Genomic DNA, 20,644 nt, shown 5'->3' with positions numbered 1-20,644 from the left:
CCCTGCCCGACCGGTTCATCGACCACAACACCCAGTTCGAGCAGTATAACACCGCCGAACTCAACGCGCCCCATATCGTCCATACCGCCCTCGCCGCTCTCGGCGTCAGTGGCGAGGGGGTTATGGAAAATACGTCTCCGAGAATGGCTTCAGGAATAAAATAATGCCCAGGACCCGCCGCCCGCTTTCGTCCGGATTCCTTTCCGGCGCCATGCTGACCCTGTTTACGGCCACTGCATCCTTTTCAGCTCACGCCCAGGCCGCGCATGATGTGACCGCGCCGGTTGCGGCGCTCGATCAGGCGCTGGACAGTATCCAGCAGTCGGGCGCCGGCTCTTTCTCAGCGAGAACCCAGACCCTCGGGCCGGTTGTCGATCAGGTCTATGATCTTGAGACGGTTCTGCGTGCCTCCGTTGGCGCTGCGCGTTACATGCAGCTGTCGGCTGACGATAAGCAGAAGCTTCTGGCCACGTTCCGCGACTATACGGTGGCGCGTTACCTCTCCAGCTTCAAGAAGGGGTCCGGCGCGAAGTTCACTCTGGCGTCCGACGTTCGCAATTCACCGACAGGCGGCAATAAAATCGTGACGACCCATATCGGGTCGGCCGAGAATATGCCTGGCACCGAGATCGATTACATCCTTCATCAGGAGGGTGGTTCGTGGAAAATTGTGGATGTGCTTCTGGACGGGCATATCAGTCAGGCGGCCGCTCAGCGGTCGGATTTCGGATCAACCCTTGCGGCGGGTGGCGTTGATGGCCTGATCGCTGTACTGAAGAAGAAAGTTCAGACCTTCTCCGAGGACTGATCCCTCATGCAACGGCAGTTCCGTTCCACGCTCTGCCCTTTCTCCCATGCGGGGCGCGAAATCTGACGGCTGTATGACGGATATGATGCCTTCTTTCTTTCCTCTTTCCGCGATGGCCTGCGCGCTGATCGGCGTTGCGGGCTGTGTGCAGGCCGCTGTCGGGACTTTTCTCGTCACACGGTTCTGTGCGCGTGAACGGAAAGCGAGACCGGAAGCCGGATTGCCGCCTGTCACGATTCTCAAGCCGCTGCATGGCGATGAGCCGTTACTGGAAGAGGCGCTGGAGAGTTTCTGCACCCTGAACTATCCGCGTTTTCAGATTGTTTTCGGGGTTCAGCGGGCCAACGATCCCGCCATTGCGCTTGTCGAAAGGCTGCGTGACCGACATCCGGACATCGATATGACGCTTGTCGTCAACGGAGCGATGCACGGGGAAAACCGCAAGGTCAGCAATCTGATCAATATGCTGCCTCAGGCGAGCCATGAGATTCTTGTCGTGTCCGATTCCGATATCCATGTCGGGCCGGACTATCTGAACCAGGTTGTGACCGCGCTGACGAAAGCGGGCGTTGGCCTGGTGACGACTCTGTATGCCGGACTGCCGGCCACCAACACCCTGCCCCGCCTGCTCTCGGCCTGTCAGATCAATCATAATTTTCTGCCTGGTGTGCTGTTATCCCGTTATCTGGGACGGCAGGACTGTCTTGGCGCGACGATGGCGCTCACAAAGACCACGCTCGGGGAAGTCGGGGGCTTCGAGGCTCTTGTTTCCCATGTGGCGGATGACGCTGTTCTGGGCCGCCTCGTCCGGGCGCGTGGTGAAGAGATCGGTATTGCCGGCTGCATGACCTGGACGACGATCGGCGAAAAGACGTTCTCCGATCTGCTTAATCATGAGCTGCGCTGGGGCCGGACGGTCCGGGCGCTCGCGCCGGGCGGTTATCTGGCGTCTTCCATTCAGCTACCCCTGTTCTGGCTTACCGTTGCGTTCCTGTTGCAGCCGCACGCGGCATGGCCGCTGAGCCTTTTTCTGTGCGGATGGACTTTCCGGGCTGTCTGTGCGTTCATTATGGACCGCACCGTGGGACAGCGTTCGCTGCTCCCGCTTGTGCTGCTGCCTTTCAGGGACTGGCTTTCGGCGGCGATCATGGCGGGCAGCATGACGGGGACGCGTGTGGACTGGCGCGGACATACGATGCATGTCACGCCGCATATTCCGCCGCCTTCGACACCCGTTACGCCGATGGCGACGTCGCTTTCGCCGGGCGAGCGGCGCGTCTCATGATCTGCGGTATACGGAGCCGGCAGTCCGGAGACATGACGGGGATACAGCCCAGCTCCAATCGGTCAGCCTGCTATTATGTCACGACACTTGCAACCCGTTCCTGAGAGCGATACCCGTCTGGGACTTTTTCTGTTCTGGCTCCGCCTGGTAAGGATTTCACGCCATGATGAGGACTTTATTTCTCCAGCCGCCCACCTTTGACGGCTTCGACGGTGGTGCCGGCTCGCGTTACCAGGCAAAGCGCGAGATCAAGTCATTCTGGTATCCGACCTGGCTCGCCCAGCCGGCGGCGCTTGTCGAGGGCAGCCGTCTGATTGATGCGCCTCCGGCGCGGATGACGATGGAGCCCGTCATTGCGGATGCGAAAAACCGTGATCTCGTGGTGATCCATACCTCGACACCGTCCTTTGCGAAGGATGTCGAGGTGGCCCAGATGCTCAAGGACGCGAATCCCGCCCTGAAAATCGGTTTTGTCGGGGCGAAGGTCGCGGTGCAGCCGGAAGAGAGCCTGCTGAAAGGCGCGCCGGTCGATTTCGTGGCGCGCAACGAGTTCGATTTTACAATCAGGGAAATCGCCGAGGGCCGGGATTTTAAGGATGTCGACGGGATTTCCTGGCGCAACAGCGAGGGCGTGATCGTCAACAATCGCGACCGCGCCATGATCGAAAACATGGACAGCCTGCCCTTCGTGACGGAGGTCTACAAACGCGATCTCCATATCGAAGACTATTTCATCGGCTATCTGATGCATCCGTATATTTCGATCTATACGGGTCGTGGCTGCAAATCGCGATGCACTTTCTGTCTGTGGCCGCAGACGGTTGGCGGGCACCATTACCGCACCCGCAGCCCGCAGCATGTCGCGGCGGAAATCCGTCTTGCGCGGCAGTATTTCCCCCAGGTCAAAGAGTTCTTCTTCGACGACGATACTTTCACCGATGATCTGCCGCGCGCGGAAGCCATTGCCCGGGAGCTGGGCAAGATGGGCGTGACATGGTCATGCAACGCCAAGGCGAACGTTCCGCGGGATACGCTCAAGGTTCTGAAGGATAACGGCCTGCGTCTGCTGCTCGTCGGTTATGAGAGCGGCAACCAGCAGATCCTGCACAACATCAAGAAGGGAATGCGTGTCGAGGTCGCCCGCGAGTTCACCAAAAACTGTCACGAGCTGGGCATCAAGATTCACGGCACCTTCATCGTCGGCCTGCCGGGTGAGACCAAAGAGACGATTCAGGAAACGATAAAATTCGCCACCGAGATCAACCCGCATACGCTGCAGGTCTCTCTCGCCGCGCCTTATCCAGGCACGGCGTTGCACAAGCAGGCGCAGGAAAATGGCTGGTTTGATGCGAACCATGCCGATCTGATTGACGAAAACGGCGTGCAGATGGCGCCGTTGCACTATCCGCACCTTTCCCACACCGAGATCTTCAGCAGCGTCGAGGACTTTTACAAAAAGTTCTATTTCCGTGCGCCGAAGATCGCGTCCATCGTGAGCGAGATGGTGCGCAGCCCGCAGATGATGAAGCGTCGTCTGCGCGAGGGAGTGGAGTTCTTCCACTTCCTGCGTGACCGCAACGCAGCGTAACAACGGCAGGCTGTTCCGTTCATGAAGCAGGCGATCGTCTCGGCTGATGATTTTGGCCTTTCGGTTGAAGTCAACGAGGCGATCGAGATCGCGCATCGCGATGGTGTTCTGTCCACGGCCAGCCTGATGGTTGCCGGACCGGCCGTTGCCGATGCTGTCGAGCGGGCGAAACGTCTGCCTGATCTCAGGGTGGGGCTTCATCTCGTCGTTATCGAAGGACCTGCGGTCCTGCCGCCGTCCGAGATTCCGCTGCTGGTCTCTCCGGATGGCCAGTTTCCCTCCGATCAGCTGAAACTCGGTATCGAATATTTTTTCCGGCCCGCCGTCAGACGACAGCTGGCCGCTGAGATCGAGGCGCAGCTCGAAGCCTTTGTGCGGACCGGGCTGGTGCTCGATCATGCCAATGCCCACAAGCACATGCATCTGCACCCGACGGTCGGCAGGCTGCTGATCGGGAGTGGCAGGCGGTTCGGGCTGCGGGCGGTCCGGGTGCCTCTGGAGCCCCCGGAGCCCCTCTATGCCGCCGGCACGTATACCGACACGCTGGGCGATGCGGCGCTGAGGCGCTGGACGGGCCTGCTCCGGCATCAGGCTCATGCCGCCGGTATGGTGACGAATGACTGGTGCTTTGGGATCGCCTGGAGCGGGCATATGACGACCCGGCGTGTGGCGGCACTCGCGGCGCACCTGCCGGAAGGCGTGTCGGAGATTTACTTTCATCCGGCGACAGCAAAGAACGCTCTGCTGGAGCGTCTGATGCCAGCTTACGAGCATGAGGCTGAGCTTGACGCTCTTTGCAGTCCCGGTTTTCGTGCCGGTTTCAGGCACTCCTCGACAAAACTGATCGGCTGGAGTGACGTGCGGTAGTCAGACCGGTCGCCGCCGGGCTGCCATCCGTTCATAGGCCGCTGAAAACTGCCCGTCGATGTCGGTCTGTACGTTCCAGGGCAGGGAAACCCGGATGGCGTGACCGGCCAGATCGCCAAATCCCATCGCTTCGAGAACATGGGACGACGCGACCTTGCCCGAGGAGCAGGCGGAGCCGGCGGAGACGCAGAACCCATCCAGATCGAGTGCGATAAGCTGCGCCTCTCCCTTCATCCAGGGCAGGATCAGGGCGGAGGTGTTGCCGAGCCGGTCCGTCTTTTCGCCACACAGGAGAGCCCCGGACCGAAGCGCCGCGGTCTCTATCGCATCCCGTAAAGCGCTCAGGTCCCGCGGTTCAGCCAGTGCGGCTTCTAGAGCCGCGGCCATTCCGGCTATGGCGGGAAGAGCGGGCGTGCCGCCGCGCCGCCCGCGTTCCTGACCGCCGCCAGCCATGACAGGCGGCAGAACCGCTGGCGATGAACCGGAAAGCAGCAATGCCCCCGCTCCTTTCGGGCCGCCGAATTTATGTCCTGAAATGGCGATACTGTCCGCGCCGAGTTCGGGGAGATCGACGGGCATCCTGCCTGCCGCCTGAACCGCGTCGACATGCAGCCTGGCGCCGTATTTCCGGCAGAGCGCCGCAATATCCCGGATGGGACTGATGACGCCGGTTTCGTTGTTCGCCAGCATCACGCAGACAAGCGTGTCTTCATCCGATGATTCCAGAAGGGTTTCGAGAGCGCCGCAGTCGGTCACGCCCTGCGGGGATACCGGGATCGTCCCGACCGGCGCATTGTCTTCCGGCGCGCGGCGGACGGCGTCATGCTCTGTCGCGCCGATCAGAATCCGCCGGCCGGCGCCCAGGCCACGGACGGCCAGCATGTTCGCCTCCGTGCCTCCGGATGTGAACACACAGTTCTCCGTCGACGCGCCGAAACAGGCCGCTGTCTGTCGTCGCGCCTGGTCGAGAAGCGCCCGTGCCGCCCGTCCGGCGCCGTGAGGCGAGCTCGGATTCCCCGTGATTCGCAGCGCGTCGGAAACGGCTGTAACGCTTTCCGGCCGCACAGGTTCCGTTGCGTTGGCGTCAAGATAGATCATATCGGGCTCCACAGACCGGTCTGTCACGCGGGCGGTCTGATCCCATGAAAACGCAGTAATTTGAAGGATTGTACGATTTCTGTGGCAATACCCGCGATCACACCGCTATATGTGGCTCCGGAGACACGATTCGACGAAAAACGTCGGGAGACTCGTGAGCGCGGCCAAAAGAATATCCTGTTGCCGCATATTTAAGACAGGAGAGCATAAATGGTCGGTCATACGGTCGAGTCAATCGATACCGGCATCTGCTTCTCCGGGGCAGATCTGCAGGAAAACATGTACTTTGTATGCAGCTCAGACTCGTCGGAAAACTCTTACTTTCCGGCGATAAACGACTGATGCGACGCCAGACTCTGCGTCTGATGCAATGCACGGTTTCCCTGCCTGCGAGGCAGTTCTTTTCCTGCGGTGACGCGAATCAGTTATGATACCCGTCTCCAGGTAGTCCGGCAATGCTCCTTCACTGATCGTTTCACGCATCAGTTGCCGGGCTGCATATCTCTTCGGAGATATTTTTCGACCCCGACGGTGTGGCGAGGCATCGCTGCCGGTCGGATGACTGTTTTAAACAGGTGGTCATCATGCCCAGGGATGATCGCCAGAGAACGCGGAAGCCTGATGCCAGAGGTTATGTTCGCCGGCCCGGATGGCCGCCTTGAAGGACGCTATCATCACTCAAGCGAGCCCAACGCGCCGCTCGCGCTGGTGCTTCATCCGCATCCGCTTCATGGCGGTACAATGAATAACCGCATTACCTACGCGATGTACCGGTCATTCGAAAAAATGGGTTTTTCGGTGATGCGCTATAATTCGCGTGGCGTTGGCCGGTCGCAGGGTCGCTATGATGGTGGAATCGGTGAGATTTCCGATGCCGCCGCGGCTCTGGACTGGATGCAGGCCGTCAACCCCAATGCCGGGGCGCTCTGGATCGCCGGCTATTCTTTCGGTGCTTTCGTGGGGATGCAGCTTCTGATGCGTCGTCCGGAGATTACCGGCTGGATCAGTGTCGCTCCGCCGGCCGCGCATTATGATTTCGGCTTTCTTGCGCCATGTCCGTGCGGTGGCCTGATGATTGCCGGCGGCAAGGACGATCTTGCTCCGGAGCCTGCGATCCACAAGCTTGTGGACAAGCTCAACACCCAGAAAAACGTGCAGGTTGATTACCGCATCTTCCAGGACGCCGACCATATCTTTGCTAAACAGGCGGATGAGGTCGTCGAAGCGCTGGAAGATCATGTCACGACGAAGATGGCGCACCGCACCATGGCGCTTGCCGCGGACTGAGAAACGACACTCATCCGATCGTCAGAAATCCGGCAGGGGCATGATGCTTCTGCCGGATTTTCTGTTTGCGGGCCTGTGTGGTGCGGTGTTCCGGGGATTTGCTCCGGACGCCGCAAAAAGGCGCGGCCCTCTGATCCCGGTCTGGCCATACGAAAGGGAGTGAAGGGCGGAGCCGCGTGTCTGGCCGGCGGACCGGAACAATAACGCCCGGTGTCCTGTTCCTCCCCTGCCCTGCTTCATGGTAGAGCATCGCCGCGTCAGACGAACAGGACCCGTAATGACTCAGCAGCCCGACGATAAGCCCGCCAGCATGCCGGCCACTGGCGGCTTCCGCAGCGCTTTCATGCGTGAGGCGGAAGCGCGCGGTTTTCTCTTCCAGTGCACCGATGCCGAGGCGCTGGATGCAGCGATGCTTGCGGGGCCTGTGACGGGTTATATCGGGTTCGACCCAACGGCCGACAGTCTGCATGTCGGATCGGCGACGCAGATCATGCTGTTGCGGCTTCTGCAGAAGCACGGTCATCGTCCGGTGGCTCTCCTGGGCGGTGGCACCGCGAAAATCGGTGATCCGTCCTTCCGCGAGGAAGCCCGTTCCCTGATGAGCGAGGACACGATCAGCCGCAATATTGCGGGCATCGAGAGCAGTCTGCGGCAGATGATGACATTCGGCGACGGTCCGGCCGACGCGATTCTGGCCAATAATGCCGACTGGCTCGACAAGCTGTCCTACATTGAGCTGCTGCGCGAAGTCGGCGTGCATTTTTCTGTCAACCGGATGCTGGCATTTGACTCGGTCCGGTCCAGGCTGGAGCGCGAGCAGGGGCTGACCTTTCTCGAATTCAACTATTCCATTCTGCAGTCGTACGACTTCCGGGAGCTGAACCGCCGTCATGGCGTCACACTCCAGATGGGGGGCTCGGATCAGTGGGGAAACATCGTCTCCGGCATCGATCTTGTCCGCCGCACTGATGGCAGACAGGTCTTTGGTCTGACCGCGCCTCTTCTCACGACGGCCTCCGGGGCCAAGATGGGCAAAAGCGCGAAAGGTGCGGTCTGGCTCTCAGCGAACAAGCTTCCGATCTTCGAATACTGGCAGTTCTGGCGCAACACCGAGGATGCTGACGTAGGGCGTTTCCTCAAACTGTTCACGGATCTGGCGCCGGAGGAGTGCGACCGGCTTGGCTCACTGGAAGGGGCTGAGATCAACGAGGCCAAGAAGACGCTGGCGACGGAAGCGACCGCCCTGTGTCATGGCCGTGCGGCGGCGGAAGAGGCCGCAGAAACGGCCCGGAAGGTCTTTGAGACAGGCCAGAGTAGCACTGGCCAGAGCGCCACCTCATTGCCGACGAAGGTTCTGCCTCGTGCGGCTCTGGAGGCGGGTATTCCAGCCTTCCGTCTCTTTGCTGAGGCCGGAATGGCCGCCAGCAATGGCGAGGCGCGGCGTCTGATCCGGGGTGGTGGCGCGCGGGTCAACGATGCCCCTGTCGGGGATGAGGGTCAGATCATCTCGCTGACTGACGCTGTGGATGGTGTCATCAAACTCTCATCGGGCCGGAAGCATCACCTTCTGGTCCGCCCGGATGCGTGAGAAACCGGACGGCGACGGGGCCGTCAGGCTCTGATCCGGGAGCGGCTCGTCTGCTCTGCCGTCCTGTCAGGGCTCGGCACGCTTTTTCTCATCCCTGATAGGATGCGATCTCGATCAGATTCATATCCGGGTCATGGCAATAAACGGAGGTGATCGGCCCCAGCGCGCCGAGACGGGCGGCGGGACCGTCCACCACCTCGACACCGCATCCGCGCAGATGTTCCACCACATCCTCGCTGGCGACGGCTGTGATAAAGCACAGATCGGCTGAGCCGCAGGTGGCGAATTCCGCGGTATCCCAGCCATCTCTGCCTTCAGGGCGCAGATTCAGTTTCTGTCCGCCGAATTTCAGGGCCGTCCGGTTATGGCGGCCGTATTCTTCCATCTCCATGCCCAGTACGCGCTGATACCACGAAGCAGAAACCTCGACATCACGAACTGTCAGCACTACGTGGTCGAGACGATCGACAGTAAAACGCATGGGAGCGGCACCTTCCAGGACTGTATTCGTAAGAACACTGGCCGGCATTCCGGCCAGTGTTCATGCGCCTATGGGTGCCCTGATCGGGTGGAAAAGCAAGCCCCCCGATCAGGTTTACGGGCAGATTCAGCCCGGCCGTTTCAGGTCAGGCCGGCGTAGAAATCGTTGCCTTTGTCGTCGATGACGATGAAGGCCGGGAAGTCCTCGACCTCGATTTTCCAGACGGCTTCCATACCCAGTTCAGGATATTCGAGAACCTCGACCTTGCGGATGCAGTCTTTGGCGAGCCGGGCCGCCGGGCCGCCGACGGAGCCGAGATAGAAGCCGCCATAGGTCTGGCAGGCGTCTTTCACGGCCTTGGAACGGTTTCCCTTCGCCAGCATCACGTAGGAGCCGCCGGCTTTCTGCAGTTCAGCGACATAAGAATCCATCCGGCCGGCTGTGGTCGGGCCGAAAGATCCTGTCGGCATCCCGGCCGGGGTCTTGGCCGGACCTGCGTAATAAACCGGGTGGTCCTTCAGATATTGCGGCAGGCCCTCTCCGCGTTCCAGCCGCTCCCGGAATTTCGCGTGAGCGATATCGCGGGCCACCACCATTGTTCCTGTCAGCGACAGCCGTGTTTTCACCGGATATTTTGACAGTTCTTTCCGGATCTCATCCATCGGGCGGTTGAGATCGATTTTGACCTCTTCGCCGCCGAGATGCTCATCCGTTGTCTCTGGCAGGAAGCGGGCGGGATCGCGCTCCAACTGCTCGAGAAACACGCCTTCGGCGGTGATATAGGCTTTCGCCTGCCGGTCCGCGGAACAGGACACGCCGATCCCGACCGGGAACGAGGCGCCATGCCGTGGCAGGCGGATCACCCGGACGTCATGGCAGAAATACTTGCCACCGAACTGGGCGCCGATCCCCAGTTTCTGGGTCAGCTTCAGCACCTCCGCTTCGAGGTCCCGGTCGCGGAATGCCTGGGCCTGCTCGTTGCCCCCGGAAGGAAGCGAATCATAGTAATGGGTGGAGGCCATCTTGACGGTCTTCAGGGTCTGCTCGGCGGACATGCCTCCCAGGACGATCGCGAGATGATACGGAGGACAGGCGGAGGTGCCGAGCGTGCGAAGCTTCGTTTCCAGCCATTTCAGGAGATTCTCTTTGCTTGAGATAAGCGCCCGCGTTTCCTGAAACAGAAATGTTTTGTTCGCCGAGCCGCCGCCTTTGGCGACGAAGAGCATGTCGTACTGTTCCGGATGATAATTGCCGGGATTTGCCGCCACATCGACCTGCACCGGCAGGTTGGTGCCGGTGTTTTTCTCATCGAATGTCGTGAGAGGCGCCATCTGGGAGTAGCGCAGGGCCGTCGTGGTGTATGTCTTGTAGACGCCCTGGGAGAAGGCTTCCTCGTCATTTCCCTCGACCCAGACCCGCTGGCCTTTTTTCCCGACGACGATCGCCGTGCCGGTGTCCTGGCACATCGGGAGCGCGCCGCCGGCCGCGATGCAGGCGTTTTTCAGCAGATCGAGCGCGACGAATTTGTCGTTGTCCGAGGCTTCCGGATCTTTGAGGATTTTCGCCAGGGAGGCGAGATGGGCAGGCCGCAGCAGATGGGCGATATCATTGAAGGCTTCCGCCGCGAGAGCCGCGAGCGTTTCCGGCTCGACATGCAGCACTGTTTTGCCGCCGACAGTCGATGTGCTGACGCCATCGACATTCAGCTTGCGGTAGGGGGTGTCATCCGTTCCGAGCTGGAACAGCGGCGCATAGGCGAATTCCCGGATCGCCGGGGCGCTCCCGACCGCCTTCGACTCGCTGGTTTTCGAGTCTGAAGCTTTTGGTTCGGCAGTCTCAACAGTCATCTTCTCGGTCTCCCGGACGGACGGTCCGTCTGGCGCGACGTTGGCGTCAGCGCGGATTCGGGCCCTTTTTACGAAACGCATCGAGACTCACGACCGCGGCGTCGGACGGTGGCGCTTCCTGTTCCGGCTCCTCTTCGGAGACCGTTTCAGGCGGTGTCACAGCTCCGGACTCCGCAGGCTCTTCTTCCGTGCTGAACCGCATGGACAGCTGGATATGCGGGTCAGCAAAACCGGTGACGGCTGCCACCGGAATTGTGAGTATCGAACCGACCCCTCCGAATGAGAGTCCGACCGAAATGCACTGCCGGGCTCTGTCGACGTTCAGATCCCAGAACTGATGTTGCAGCACGATCGTCATCTCATGCGGATACTGTGCGCGGAGGCGGGCCGGAATCTCCACACCAGGCCAGTCGGTGCGGAAAGACAGATAGAAATGATGGCCGCCTGCAAGCCCTTCCCGGCTCACATGTTCGAGCGCACGCAGCATGACGTCACGATAGGCGTCTTCCATCCATGTCTCGTAGGGCAGCAAACTCTCGGGGAGCCCGCCGTCAAATCCACCATCGTCATGATCGTCGGCCATGGTAAAACCCCCGTTTTCTGCCTGTTCGGAGACCGGTTCCTCTTCCGGGATCGCAGCCTCCCCCGCCACATGGTCCGGGATGGATGCTGCAAAGCGACAACGAACGCAAGCGGTGCCCGATTGCATTATGTCACAGAAGGGTGATGTGGGGGAAATGAGGTGGGAGGGCTTCTGTTGCCCGGTGCCCTCCCGAACCGCGCTTATCGCTTATGCAGCGACAGCGAGCACCTCAGAGTTATCGTTGGCACTTGTGATTTAGCCCGATGACGGTGGTACAATGCCGGGCAAAAGGAACGGTTTTACCACGCGTGTCGAGCCTGTTTCGTCCCCATATCTCCTGACCGGAAAGCCCGGAGAGTTCTGGTGGAGACGCCGGGTACCGCCCCCGGGTCCACAACGCTTATTCTACGTTCCGTTTATCGCCATAGCCAGGAAACCGGAGTTTCCCCTGCACTGCGGAATATAGGGAGGCGGTGAGCAGGGCGCAAGCTCACTGAATCAGATAGTGATTTCTCCCGCCGGCAAGGCATGGTCTCATGACCCGTGTTATGGGGACCCTGTTCATTCAGATGCAAGGAGCCGCCATGAAGCGTCTGCCCCTTTCCACCGTTGCGGCGGCGATACTCATGATCGGCGTGGGTCCGGCCGGAAGTCATCTCGTCCGGGCCGCTGCGGCAGAAAGTGCTCCGGCGGGAGAAGCCGGTCCGGATGCCGCTGCGCAGGCCGCCCGGAAACTGCTCAATGACGTTGGTGCGGCGCGTTTTACGGCCGCCGGCTTCCGTCCGGGGACGGTCCGGCACATGGTCATGTTTCAGCTTCGGCCGGATGTCACCCCGGCTGAACGCCAGAGCGTCATCAGCGCGTTTCGCGATCTGGTCAGGCTGTCGAAACGTCCTGACGGCACACCGCTCATCCAGTCTCTGGATACCGGTGTTCAGGACAGTGGCGAGGGGGCGGATCTCGGTCTTGAGCTGGGTTTTCTTGTGACCTTCCGCTCGCAGGGCGACCGCAATTACTATGTCGGGCGTCCTGTCGTCACGGACCCGGCCTTCTTCGATCCGGCGCATGAACGTTATAAGCAGAAAATCGCGCCGTTTCTGAAACAGGCCGTCGTGTTTGATTTTCCGGCTGAGACGACCGTTCCGGAACACTGACCGGCGATCGCGGGGCGGGGCTCCGTGTTTCCGCCATGCGGACGCGGGCTCTCCTGGCCGGGCTGTAATCACACTTTGATCTTGAGAGGTATGATCTTATAGACGCGGTGGCGGCCGGTGTGTGCTGTTGCGATATCGTCACGATCAGTCGCCCCGTTCCGTTTTTTGCCCGCATCTGACCGAAGGCCCCTATCCAGCCATGCCCCTGACAGACGCCCAGCGAGCCGAAATTGAGGCCCACGCGAGAGAGTCCGCTTCCACCCGACGCCCGACGGTCACCGCGCTTGAAGAGATGCTTTTCAGGGCGTTTCCGGTCCTGGACCATGGTTTTGTCCGGGTCGTGGACTATATGGGAGACGATTCCGCCGTGGTACAGGCGGCCCGCGTTTCCTATGGACGGGGCACGCGGAAGGTGTCCGAGGATGCCGGGCTGATTCGCTATCTGATGCGGCATCGCCATTCGACGCCGTTTGAGATGTGCGAAATCAAATTTCACATCAAACTGCCGATTTTCATCGCACGTCAGTGGATCCGGCATCGCACGGCCAATGTGAACGAGTACTCGGCGCGTTATTCGATCCTCGACAGGGAATTCTATCTCCCCTCCCCCGAACATATGGCCGTGCAGAGCGCCAGCAATCGTCAGGGGCGTGGCGGAATCCTTGATCCGGCTGCCGCGGAGGATGTGCTGAGGCTCCTGCGTGACGATGCGATCCGCTGTTACGATACCTATGAGTCGCTGCTCGACACGGATGCCGGGCCGGGGCTGGCGCGTGAGCTGGCGCGGATGAATCTGACCCTGAACACCTATACCCAGTGGTACTGGAAGGTGGATCTGCATAATCTCATGCATTTCCTCTCCCTGCGGATCGATCCGCACGCGCAGTATGAGATTCGGGCTTATGCGGAAGTCATGCTCGATATTCTGCGCGCCTGGGTTCCCGTTACTGCCGCCGCTTTCACTGAATATCGCGTCGGCGCTGTGACGTTCTCCGCCTCCATGCTCTCCGTTCTTCGCAGGATGCTTGCGGGCGAGGCTGTAACGCAGGCGGAATCGGGTCTTTCACGCCGTGAGTGGGATGAATTTCAGGCGTCTCTGAATGGATGACCGGGAGCGGATTTTCGGCGCGTCCCGCAATGAACCATCGGGACCGCAGCCGCCCCGGCTGCCTGGCTTCACCCCGTTCGTGATCGTTGCCGCCCTTCTTGTTGTCATCTGGGCGGTTCTCGCATTCGTGCTGCCTGCGCCGGAACACATCACGCCGGCGTCCGCTGTGCTGCGGCAATCCGTCCAGGGCTGACCTTACGCATTGGCAACATCCTGCTTGACCATCCGGAACGGATGCTCCTAACGCAGAAAGCATGAATACGATCTCCCGCGCACCCCGTGCGCTCTGCCGGTCCCGCTTCAGACCTGTCTGTGGCGACGGCGTCCTCTCCTCCGCGCGACCGGTGCGGATTGCGTTAACCCTGGCTGCGACTCTCGCTCTTCCGCATATGGCGTTTGCGGCCAGCCCGTTCGCAACGGCCAGCACGCTTCCGTATCAGGCGCCCCGGTTCGATCTGATCCATGACGGCGACTATCAGCCGGCTTTCGAGCAGGGCATGGCGGAGCAACGGGCGGAGGTCGAAACAATCGCGGCGGATGGCTCGCCTCCGACCTTTGAGAACACCATTGCGGCTCTGGAACGGTCCGGCCGTATGCTCGACCGTGTGAACAACACGTTCGGCTGTGTTTACGCTGCCAATACCAATCCTGTTCTCGACAAGGTCCAGGAAACCGAAGCGCCGAAACTCAGTGCGCACCAGGATGCGATCTTTCTTAACACACGGCTCTTCGCCCGCGTGAAAGCGCTTTATGATCAGCGCACGACACTGAATCTGAACAGCGAGCAGCTTCAGGTTCTCACCCTGTATTATCAGGCGTTCGTGCATGCGGGGGCTCAGCTTTCGGATGTGGACAAACAGAGACTGCGTGATCTGAACGGGAAGCTGGCGACGCTGGAGACATCGTTCCAGCAGAAACTGCTTGCCGGCACGAAGGCCGCTGCTTTCGTAACGAACAGCCGGGATGCGCTCGCGGGGCTCGACGGTGCGCAGATTGCGAATGCTGAAAAATCCGCACTGGACCGGAAGCTGACCGGAAAGTGGCTTCTGGCGCTTCAGAACACGACGCAGCAGCCGGATCTTGCCTCTCTGACGGATCGCGACACACGTCACCGGCTTTTCGATCTGAGCTGGAATCGCAGCGAACAGGGCGACGCGAACGACACGCGCGACACCATCGCCACGATTGCGCAGCTCCGTGCGCAGAAAGCGGCTCTGTTCGGCTATCCGGACTATGCGTCCTACGTGCTGTACGATCAGATGGCCAAAACGCCGGCGACTGTGCATCAGTTTATCGCGCAGCTCGTTCCCGCAACCCTTGCGGAGCAGAAACGGGAAATCGGCGATCTTCAGGCGACGATCAAAAAGAGCGGGCAGAATTTCACTCTTGCGCCCTGGGACTGGAATTTTTACGCGGAGAAAATTCGCCACGAGCGTTTCAATCTAGATGAGAATGCTGTCAGACCCTATTTCGAGCTGAACAGGGTTCTGCGCGACGGTGTCTTCTATGCGGCGAACCAGCTCTATGGCGTCACGTTCAGAGAGCGACACGACATTCCGGTATGGCAGCCGGATGTCATGGTCTTTGAGGTCTTCGATAAAGACGGCTCTTCGCTGGGGCTGGCTTATTTCGATTATTTCAAGCGCGACGACAAAAGCGGTGGCGCCTGGATGTCCAACCTGGTCGGACAGTCCACACTTCTCGGAACGAAACCGGTCATCTACAACGTCGCCAATCTGCCGAAACCGGCGAAGGGACAGCCCGCTCTGATCACATTCGAGGATGTGACCACGATGTTTCATGAATTTGGGCACGGGCTGCACGGGCTTTTCGCGAAGCAGACCTATCCCATGGTCTCCGGCACATCCGTCGCGCGTGACTTTGTCGAGTTTCCGTCCCAGTTCAATGAGCACTGGGCTCTCGACCCGAAAGTTCTTGCGCATTACGCGCGCAATGTCACAACCGGCGCGCCGATGCCTCCGGCTCTTATCGACAGCATCAAGCGCGCCGCGCGCTTCAATCAGGGCTACCGGCTGGGTGAAATCATTGCGGCGGCGGAACTCGATATGGACTGGCATGCCCTGGCGGCCAGCGCGGCGAAGCAGGATGTGGACCGGTTTGAATCCGATGCTCTTGCAAAAACGGGTCTGGACACAGGGAATATTCCGCCGCGCTATCGTTCAAGCTATTTTCTGCACATCTGGGCCAATGGCTACGCGTCCGGATATTACGCCTATCTCTGGACAGAGATGCTGGATGACGCGGCATTTTCCTGGTTCCGCGCCCATGGTGGCCTGACCCGCGAAAACGGCCAGCGTTTCCGCGACATGATCCTGTCGCAGGGCCATACACAGGATTATGAGTCCATGTTTGAGGCTTTTTACGGAAAGGCGCCGGATATCACTCCGATGCTGAAGACGCGTGCGCTGATTCCGGGCGAAAACTGAAACAGCCGGAGGACCCGGTCTCGGGTCACCCCCGGCAGGTATCCGGCGTTTGTATACTTTGCTGATACAGACGCGATGGTTTTTCGGGGCTTAGCCCCGAACCCCACAAAGGGACACGGTCCCTTTGATCCCGGTTTGTTAATTAAAAGGGGTGAAGGGGTCTGTGACCCCTTCCGGGTGCAGGGCAGAGCCCTGCTTTATTCCCCGTTTACAAAATGTTTCCCTTCGGACGACAGGCCTCATGTCCGGGGTGAGGCCTGTTTTTCGAAATCCGGTCAGGCGTTCAGATAAACGGTTTTCGTCTGGACGTAGGCCTCAAGTCCGTGCTGGCCGTCTTCGCCACCGAGACCGCTTTCCTTGTAGCCGTGATGGAATCCCTGAGGCTCTTCGCCGCCGCCCCGGTTGACGTAAACCTCGCCAAATTCAAGTTCACGCGTCATCCGCATGATGCGACCGAGATCTTTCGTATAGAGATAGGCTGACAGTCCGTACCGGCAGTCATTGGCCTTTTCCAGAGCATCGTCGAAGTCGCGAACCCTGAGGAGGGAGAGCACCGGTCCGAATATCTCGTTATGCACGATGTCCATATCCTGCGTGACGTGCGTGAGGAGGGTTGGAGCGTAGAATACGCCGCTGTCGTAAGCTTTCCCGGTGAGGCGATGGCCGCCGAGTTCGATTTTGGCGCCCTGGGAGACAGCTTTTGCGACGATTTCGCTGACCTTTTCCAGTTCAGGCAGACTCACTTTCGGCCCGATATCGGTATCCGGATCGGTCGGGTCGCCAACTTTCAGACTGGCGATCCGGTCACGAAGTTTCGCTGCGAACTCGTCATAGACGGCTTCATGCACATAGGTTCGCTCGTTGGATGTGCAGACCTGGCCGCAATTGGAGAACCGTGCGCTGACAGCCGCTTCGACTGCCTGATCGATGTCGGCGTCCTCCATGACGATGAATGGCGCCTTGCCGCCGAGTTCGAGCCTGACTTCCTTGAGATTTTCGGCCGCAGCCGCCATGATTTTTTTCCCGGCGGGGGTCGAGCCGGTCATTGTGATCAGCTTTACGTCTTTATGCGCGACCAGTGGCACGCCCACATCCGGGCCGTCTCCGGTGACGATGTTGATGACGCCGGCCGGAAATTCCGCTTCCTCCACCAGCTTCGCAAGCGCGAGGCTCGCAAGCGGGGTGAGTTCATGCGGCTTCAGGACAATGGTATTCCCGGCGGCGACGGCGGGAGCGATCTTGCGGGCGGAAAGCGCCAGTGGGAAATTCCAGGCTGCGATACCCGCTATGACGCCATGCGGCACCCGGTCGATCAGGATTTTCTCATCGACCATGCTGCCGGGAATGATCTCTCCCTGTAAACGACGCGTATTTTCCGCGGCGAAGCGAAGCAGACCTGTGGCGAATTCGACCTCGGCCCGCGCTTCCTTCAGAGGCTTGCCCATCTCAGCCGTGATGATCGCTGCGAGACGCTCTTTATCACGTTCGATAAGCCGGTTGAGGGCGTAAAGATAATCCGCACGTTCGGTTGCGGTTTTGCGCGCCCATGCGGGAAACGCATTTTTCGCGGCGGCGACCGCCCGGTCGACGTCCCGCGCATTCCCTTTGGCGACGTCAGCAAGTTTCTCTCCGGTCGCCGGATTTTTCACCGGAAGCCAGGAGCCGCCGTCCGGGAGCACCCATTCGCCATTGATAAACAGCTTATGTGTCTGTTCAGTCGACATGTTTTTCTTCCTGTCTGTAGCGGACAGGCGGAGTATCGAACCGGACCGGGATAATTAAAAGAAACGATAAATCGTCTGGCAGATCATATTTTGTGAATGGAGAGCGCCTTCGGTTCCCTGCGCCTTCAATTCCATATGCCCTCAGTTTTCTGTCATTGACGCGACGAAGCGTGTGAGGGAGGGGCTGACGCCGTTGCGTCGCCACACGAAACAGACTGGCCCGGGTTCGAGATCCGCGGGAGACAGCACTTTTATACCGCTTCTGTTTTCTCTCAGCATACAGTGAGGAAAACAGGAAATTCCCAGACCGGCCTGCACGCAGGCGCGTATCACATCGTAAGATTCGATGGTCTGGACGACAGGATTCAGAACACCGCGTCTGGCCAGCCATGCCTCGAAATGGCGCCGATAAAAACAGTCGGTATTGAAAAGAAAGATGGTCGTTTTTTCCCAGTCTATATCATCGACTGTGGCAATATGGAGTGGCACGACCAGATGCAGCGCCTCGTCGAAGGCAAAACGGCTGTCGAGCAGGGAATGGACGATCGGGCCGTCGGTGAGAACCAGATCGAGCTCGCCGTCTATCAGCATCCGTTCGAGTGTATAGCTGGGACGGATGAGCAGATTCAGTTCCATGCGCGGATGCGCTTTCAGAAAGGCGGCCACCCGTTCCGGAAGAAAACTTCTCATCGCGACGTCGAGCGCGCCGACGGCCAGCACCCCGGCGGGAACATCGGGTTCGAACATCTGCGACAGCCGGCGGGCACGTGTCACCACCTCCGCTGCCTCCCTGTAGAACAGGCGCCCGGCAGGTGTGACGACGAGACGACCTTTTTCGCGCTCGAAGAGCTGCTGCCCCAGGATCTGCTCCAGTTCCTTCAGACGGGCGGTGATGTTGGAGGCCACACAGTTCATGCGCCGGGCGGCGGAGACCACCGACCCTTCCTCGATAATCGCGCAGAAAAACTGCAGCTGGGAAAGTCTGAGAGCGTCCAATGTATCCCCCGTTGTCTGTGCCCGCGACGTCAGATTTTCAGTCGTATCTGCCTTATGCTGCGCTGTCTTGCCCCGGTACGGACTGCCGGTACGGGCTGCTTTCAGGACGCCGGTCCGGTCCCTGCCCTGCGTCACATGTGGCCTGCGTCAGCGGACTGACTGTTACGCCGGATGAACTCCCCGGCTGGACGCTGCCCTCCGCCAGGCTTAATCAGGAGGCCTCTTAGTGCCGTACGCAGAACACCGAAAGGAATCCTCGTGAAAGTCATCGTCCTCGGTGCCGGTGTTATTGGTGTCACAACCGCATGGTATCTCGCGAAACTCGGCCACGAGGTTGAAGTCGTCGATCGCCAGCCCGCCGCCGGTCTTGAGACGTCCTTCGCCAATGCCGGACAGGTCTCGCCTGGTTATTCCACGCCCTGGGCCGCTCCCGGACTGCCATTCAAGGCGCTGAAATGGATGCTCGGCAGACACAGCCCGCTGGTCATCCGGCCGAAAGCGCTCGACATGGCGATGCTTCGCTGGATCGGCGGCCTGCTGATGAACTGCAATGAGCATGATTACGACATCAACAAGTCCCGGATGCTCCGGATCGCCGAATACAGCCGCGATTGTCTGACCGCCCTGCGCGATGAGACCGGCATTACCTATGATGACCGTCAGAAGGGTCTGATCCAGCTGTTCCGCACCGACGCCCAGGTTGAACACGCCGGCGAGGATATGCGCCTGCTCAGCGATAGTGGCGTGCCACATGAACTCTTCACCGTGGATCAGATTCTCGAACGCGAGCCAGGTCTGAAAGGCGCCCGCGCCCTGCTTAAAGGCGGTCTTTATCTTCCCGGCGATGAGTCCGGGGACGCCCATATGTTCACGCAGCGTCTCGCTCAGATGGCCGAAGAGCTTGGCGTCACTTTCCGCTACGAGACCGCCATCAAGGCCCTGGATGCTTCCGCTGACAGCATCTATGGCGTCCGCACCAGTGCCGGCCGGCTGACCGCCGATGCTTATGTCATGGCCATGGGCAGCTATTCCCCGGCGCTCCTCCGTCCACTTGGCATCCGCCTTCCGGTCTATCCGGTCAAAGGTTATTCGCTCACCCTGCCGCTGACTGATGAGTCCCGTGCGCCGGTCTCCACTGTCAACGATGAGACCTACAAAGTCGCCATCACCCGTCTGGGTGACCGCATCCGCATCGGGGGCACCGCCGAACTGACAGGCTTCGATCTCCGTCTTCGTCCGGACCGGCGCGAGACTCTTGAGCTGTCTTTTTCGGAACTCTATGGCGGCGGCGATCTGTCCCAGGCCGTTTACTGGACGGGGCTGCGCCCCAATACGCCGGACGGAACGCCCATCGTCGGCCCGTCAAAGAAGTTCGCCAATCTGTGGCTCAACACGGGTCATGGCACTCTCGGCTGGACCATGGCCGCCGGTTCCGGCCGGATTCTTGCCGACCAGATCCATGGCCGGAAACCGAATATCCCGGTGCTGGATCTTTCCGTGGACCGCTATGCCCGCGCGTTTGGCTGATTGCGGGGCTTCCGCCTCTCACCTCTGATGATCTGACAATCGGGATCAAAGGGACTGCGTCCCTTTGTGGGGTTCGGGGCAAAGCCCCGAAAAACAGCTCCACCTGCGTCTGCACAGCAGGCGGCCATCTTAATTAAAACCGGAGTGAATTGCCCCGGGTTTTGTGGAGACGTTTTTTATCTGATTTAAGCGGCTAATGCATGTGATTTCTGTTGTGCATAAAAGCGTGCCTCAGCTTCTGCTGGCGGGATGTTTC

Annotated in this window: 17 protein-coding genes and 1 other RNA gene; 11 read left to right on the top strand and 7 right to left on the bottom strand. The window is 59.9% G+C overall.

The features are described from left to right. The first annotated feature begins 163 nt into the window (after positions 1–163). From GOB93_RS19065 to hpnK, 4 genes are all read left to right on the top strand, one after another. Positions 164–808: an ABC transporter substrate-binding protein gene (locus GOB93_RS19065; RefSeq protein ID WP_242010924.1), complete on the top strand. Its 645-nt coding sequence runs from the start codon at positions 164–166 to the stop codon at positions 806–808. An 82-nt stretch (positions 809–890) separates the two neighbouring features. After that, entirely contained in the window at positions 891–2,093 is a 1,203-nt protein-coding gene (hpnI, locus tag GOB93_RS19060; protein WP_242010926.1) for a bacteriohopanetetrol glucosamine biosynthesis glycosyltransferase HpnI, read from the top strand. 163 nt (positions 2,094–2,256) lie between these two features. After that, entirely contained in the window at positions 2,257–3,681 is a 1,425-nt protein-coding gene (hpnJ, locus tag GOB93_RS19055) for a hopanoid biosynthesis associated radical SAM protein HpnJ (RefSeq protein ID WP_173585015.1), read from the top strand. A 21-nt stretch (positions 3,682–3,702) separates the two neighbouring features. Beyond that, the gene (gene hpnK, locus GOB93_RS19050; protein ID WP_173585014.1) at positions 3,703–4,548 is read left to right on the top strand and encodes a hopanoid biosynthesis-associated protein HpnK; all 846 of its coding nucleotides are present in this window, start codon (positions 3,703–3,705) and stop codon (positions 4,546–4,548) included. Here the strand turns inward: hpnK and GOB93_RS19045 are convergent, their stop codons facing one another. Continuing rightward, the gene (locus GOB93_RS19045; RefSeq protein ID WP_173585013.1) at positions 4,549–5,646 is read right to left on the bottom strand and encodes a cysteine desulfurase family protein; all 1,098 of its coding nucleotides are present in this window, start codon (positions 5,644–5,646) and stop codon (positions 4,549–4,551) included. A 621-nt stretch (positions 5,647–6,267) separates the two neighbouring features. Between GOB93_RS19045 and GOB93_RS19040 the strand changes: the two genes are divergently transcribed. Both GOB93_RS19040 and tyrS read left to right on the top strand, forming a co-directional pair. Beyond that, positions 6,268–6,933, top strand: coding sequence for an alpha/beta hydrolase (locus GOB93_RS19040; protein ID WP_173585012.1), 666 nt, complete (start codon positions 6,268–6,270; stop codon positions 6,931–6,933). A gap of 310 nt (positions 6,934–7,243) precedes the next feature. Beyond that, positions 7,244–8,521, top strand: coding sequence for a tyrosine--tRNA ligase (tyrS, locus tag GOB93_RS19035; RefSeq protein ID WP_173585021.1), 1,278 nt, complete (start codon positions 7,244–7,246; stop codon positions 8,519–8,521). A gap of 88 nt (positions 8,522–8,609) precedes the next feature. Here tyrS and GOB93_RS19030 read toward each other — a convergent pair whose 3' ends face one another. The 4 genes from GOB93_RS19030 to ssrA all read right to left on the bottom strand — a co-directional run bounded on the left by GOB93_RS19030 (position 8,610) and on the right by ssrA (position 11,924). Further along, positions 8,610–9,002 carry a VOC family protein gene (locus GOB93_RS19030; protein WP_173585020.1) on the bottom strand — a complete coding sequence of 131 codons (393 nt, stop codon included), beginning with the start codon at positions 9,000–9,002 and terminating at the stop codon, positions 8,610–8,612. A 140-nt stretch (positions 9,003–9,142) separates the two neighbouring features. Continuing rightward, positions 9,143–10,849, bottom strand: coding sequence for a fumarate hydratase (locus GOB93_RS19025; RefSeq protein ID WP_242010923.1), 1,707 nt, complete (start codon positions 10,847–10,849; stop codon positions 9,143–9,145). Between the two features lie 46 nt (positions 10,850–10,895). Continuing rightward, positions 10,896–11,432, bottom strand: coding sequence for an SspB family protein (locus tag GOB93_RS19020; RefSeq protein ID WP_173585018.1), 537 nt, complete (start codon positions 11,430–11,432; stop codon positions 10,896–10,898). Between the two features lie 160 nt (positions 11,433–11,592). Continuing rightward, positions 11,593–11,924: a transfer-messenger RNA gene (ssrA, locus tag GOB93_RS19015) on the bottom strand. A gap of 92 nt (positions 11,925–12,016) precedes the next feature. Between ssrA and GOB93_RS19010 the strand changes: the two genes are divergently transcribed. The 4 genes from GOB93_RS19010 (at position 12,017) to GOB93_RS18995 (ending at position 16,141) form a co-directional block, all read left to right on the top strand. Next, positions 12,017–12,586 carry a Dabb family protein gene (locus GOB93_RS19010; RefSeq protein ID WP_173585011.1) on the top strand — a complete coding sequence of 190 codons (570 nt, stop codon included), beginning with the start codon at positions 12,017–12,019 and terminating at the stop codon, positions 12,584–12,586. A gap of 199 nt (positions 12,587–12,785) precedes the next feature. Further along, positions 12,786–13,694, top strand: coding sequence for an FAD-dependent thymidylate synthase (gene thyX / locus GOB93_RS19005; protein WP_173585010.1), 909 nt, complete (start codon positions 12,786–12,788; stop codon positions 13,692–13,694). Next, positions 13,687–13,887, top strand: a complete 201-nt coding sequence (locus tag GOB93_RS19000; RefSeq protein WP_173585009.1) for a hypothetical protein — start codon at positions 13,687–13,689, stop codon at positions 13,885–13,887. The genes thyX and GOB93_RS19000 overlap by 8 nt, the downstream gene beginning before the upstream one ends. Before the next feature lie 196 nt (positions 13,888–14,083). Next, entirely contained in the window at positions 14,084–16,141 is a 2,058-nt protein-coding gene (locus GOB93_RS18995; protein ID WP_242010925.1) for a M3 family metallopeptidase, read from the top strand. Between the two features lie 275 nt (positions 16,142–16,416). Here GOB93_RS18995 and aldA read toward each other — a convergent pair whose 3' ends face one another. After that, positions 16,417–17,865, bottom strand: a complete 1,449-nt coding sequence (aldA, locus tag GOB93_RS18990; RefSeq protein ID WP_173585007.1) for an aldehyde dehydrogenase — start codon at positions 17,863–17,865, stop codon at positions 16,417–16,419. 141 nt (positions 17,866–18,006) lie between these two features. After that, positions 18,007–18,861: a LysR family transcriptional regulator gene (locus tag GOB93_RS18985; protein ID WP_173585017.1), complete on the bottom strand. Its 855-nt coding sequence runs from the start codon at positions 18,859–18,861 to the stop codon at positions 18,007–18,009. A 258-nt stretch (positions 18,862–19,119) separates the two neighbouring features. Between GOB93_RS18985 and GOB93_RS18980 the strand changes: the two genes are divergently transcribed. After that, positions 19,120–20,388, top strand: a complete 1,269-nt coding sequence (locus GOB93_RS18980; RefSeq protein WP_173585006.1) for a D-amino acid dehydrogenase — start codon at positions 19,120–19,122, stop codon at positions 20,386–20,388. The last annotated feature ends 256 nt before the right edge of the window (positions 20,389–20,644 follow it).

This window comes from Acetobacter musti (genome assembly GCF_011516835.1).
Classification (GTDB): Bacteria; Pseudomonadota; Alphaproteobacteria; order Acetobacterales; family Acetobacteraceae; genus Acetobacter; species Acetobacter musti.
The sequence above is the reverse complement of the archived record's forward strand: the minus strand, read 5'-3'. Positions and strand labels throughout refer to the sequence as shown.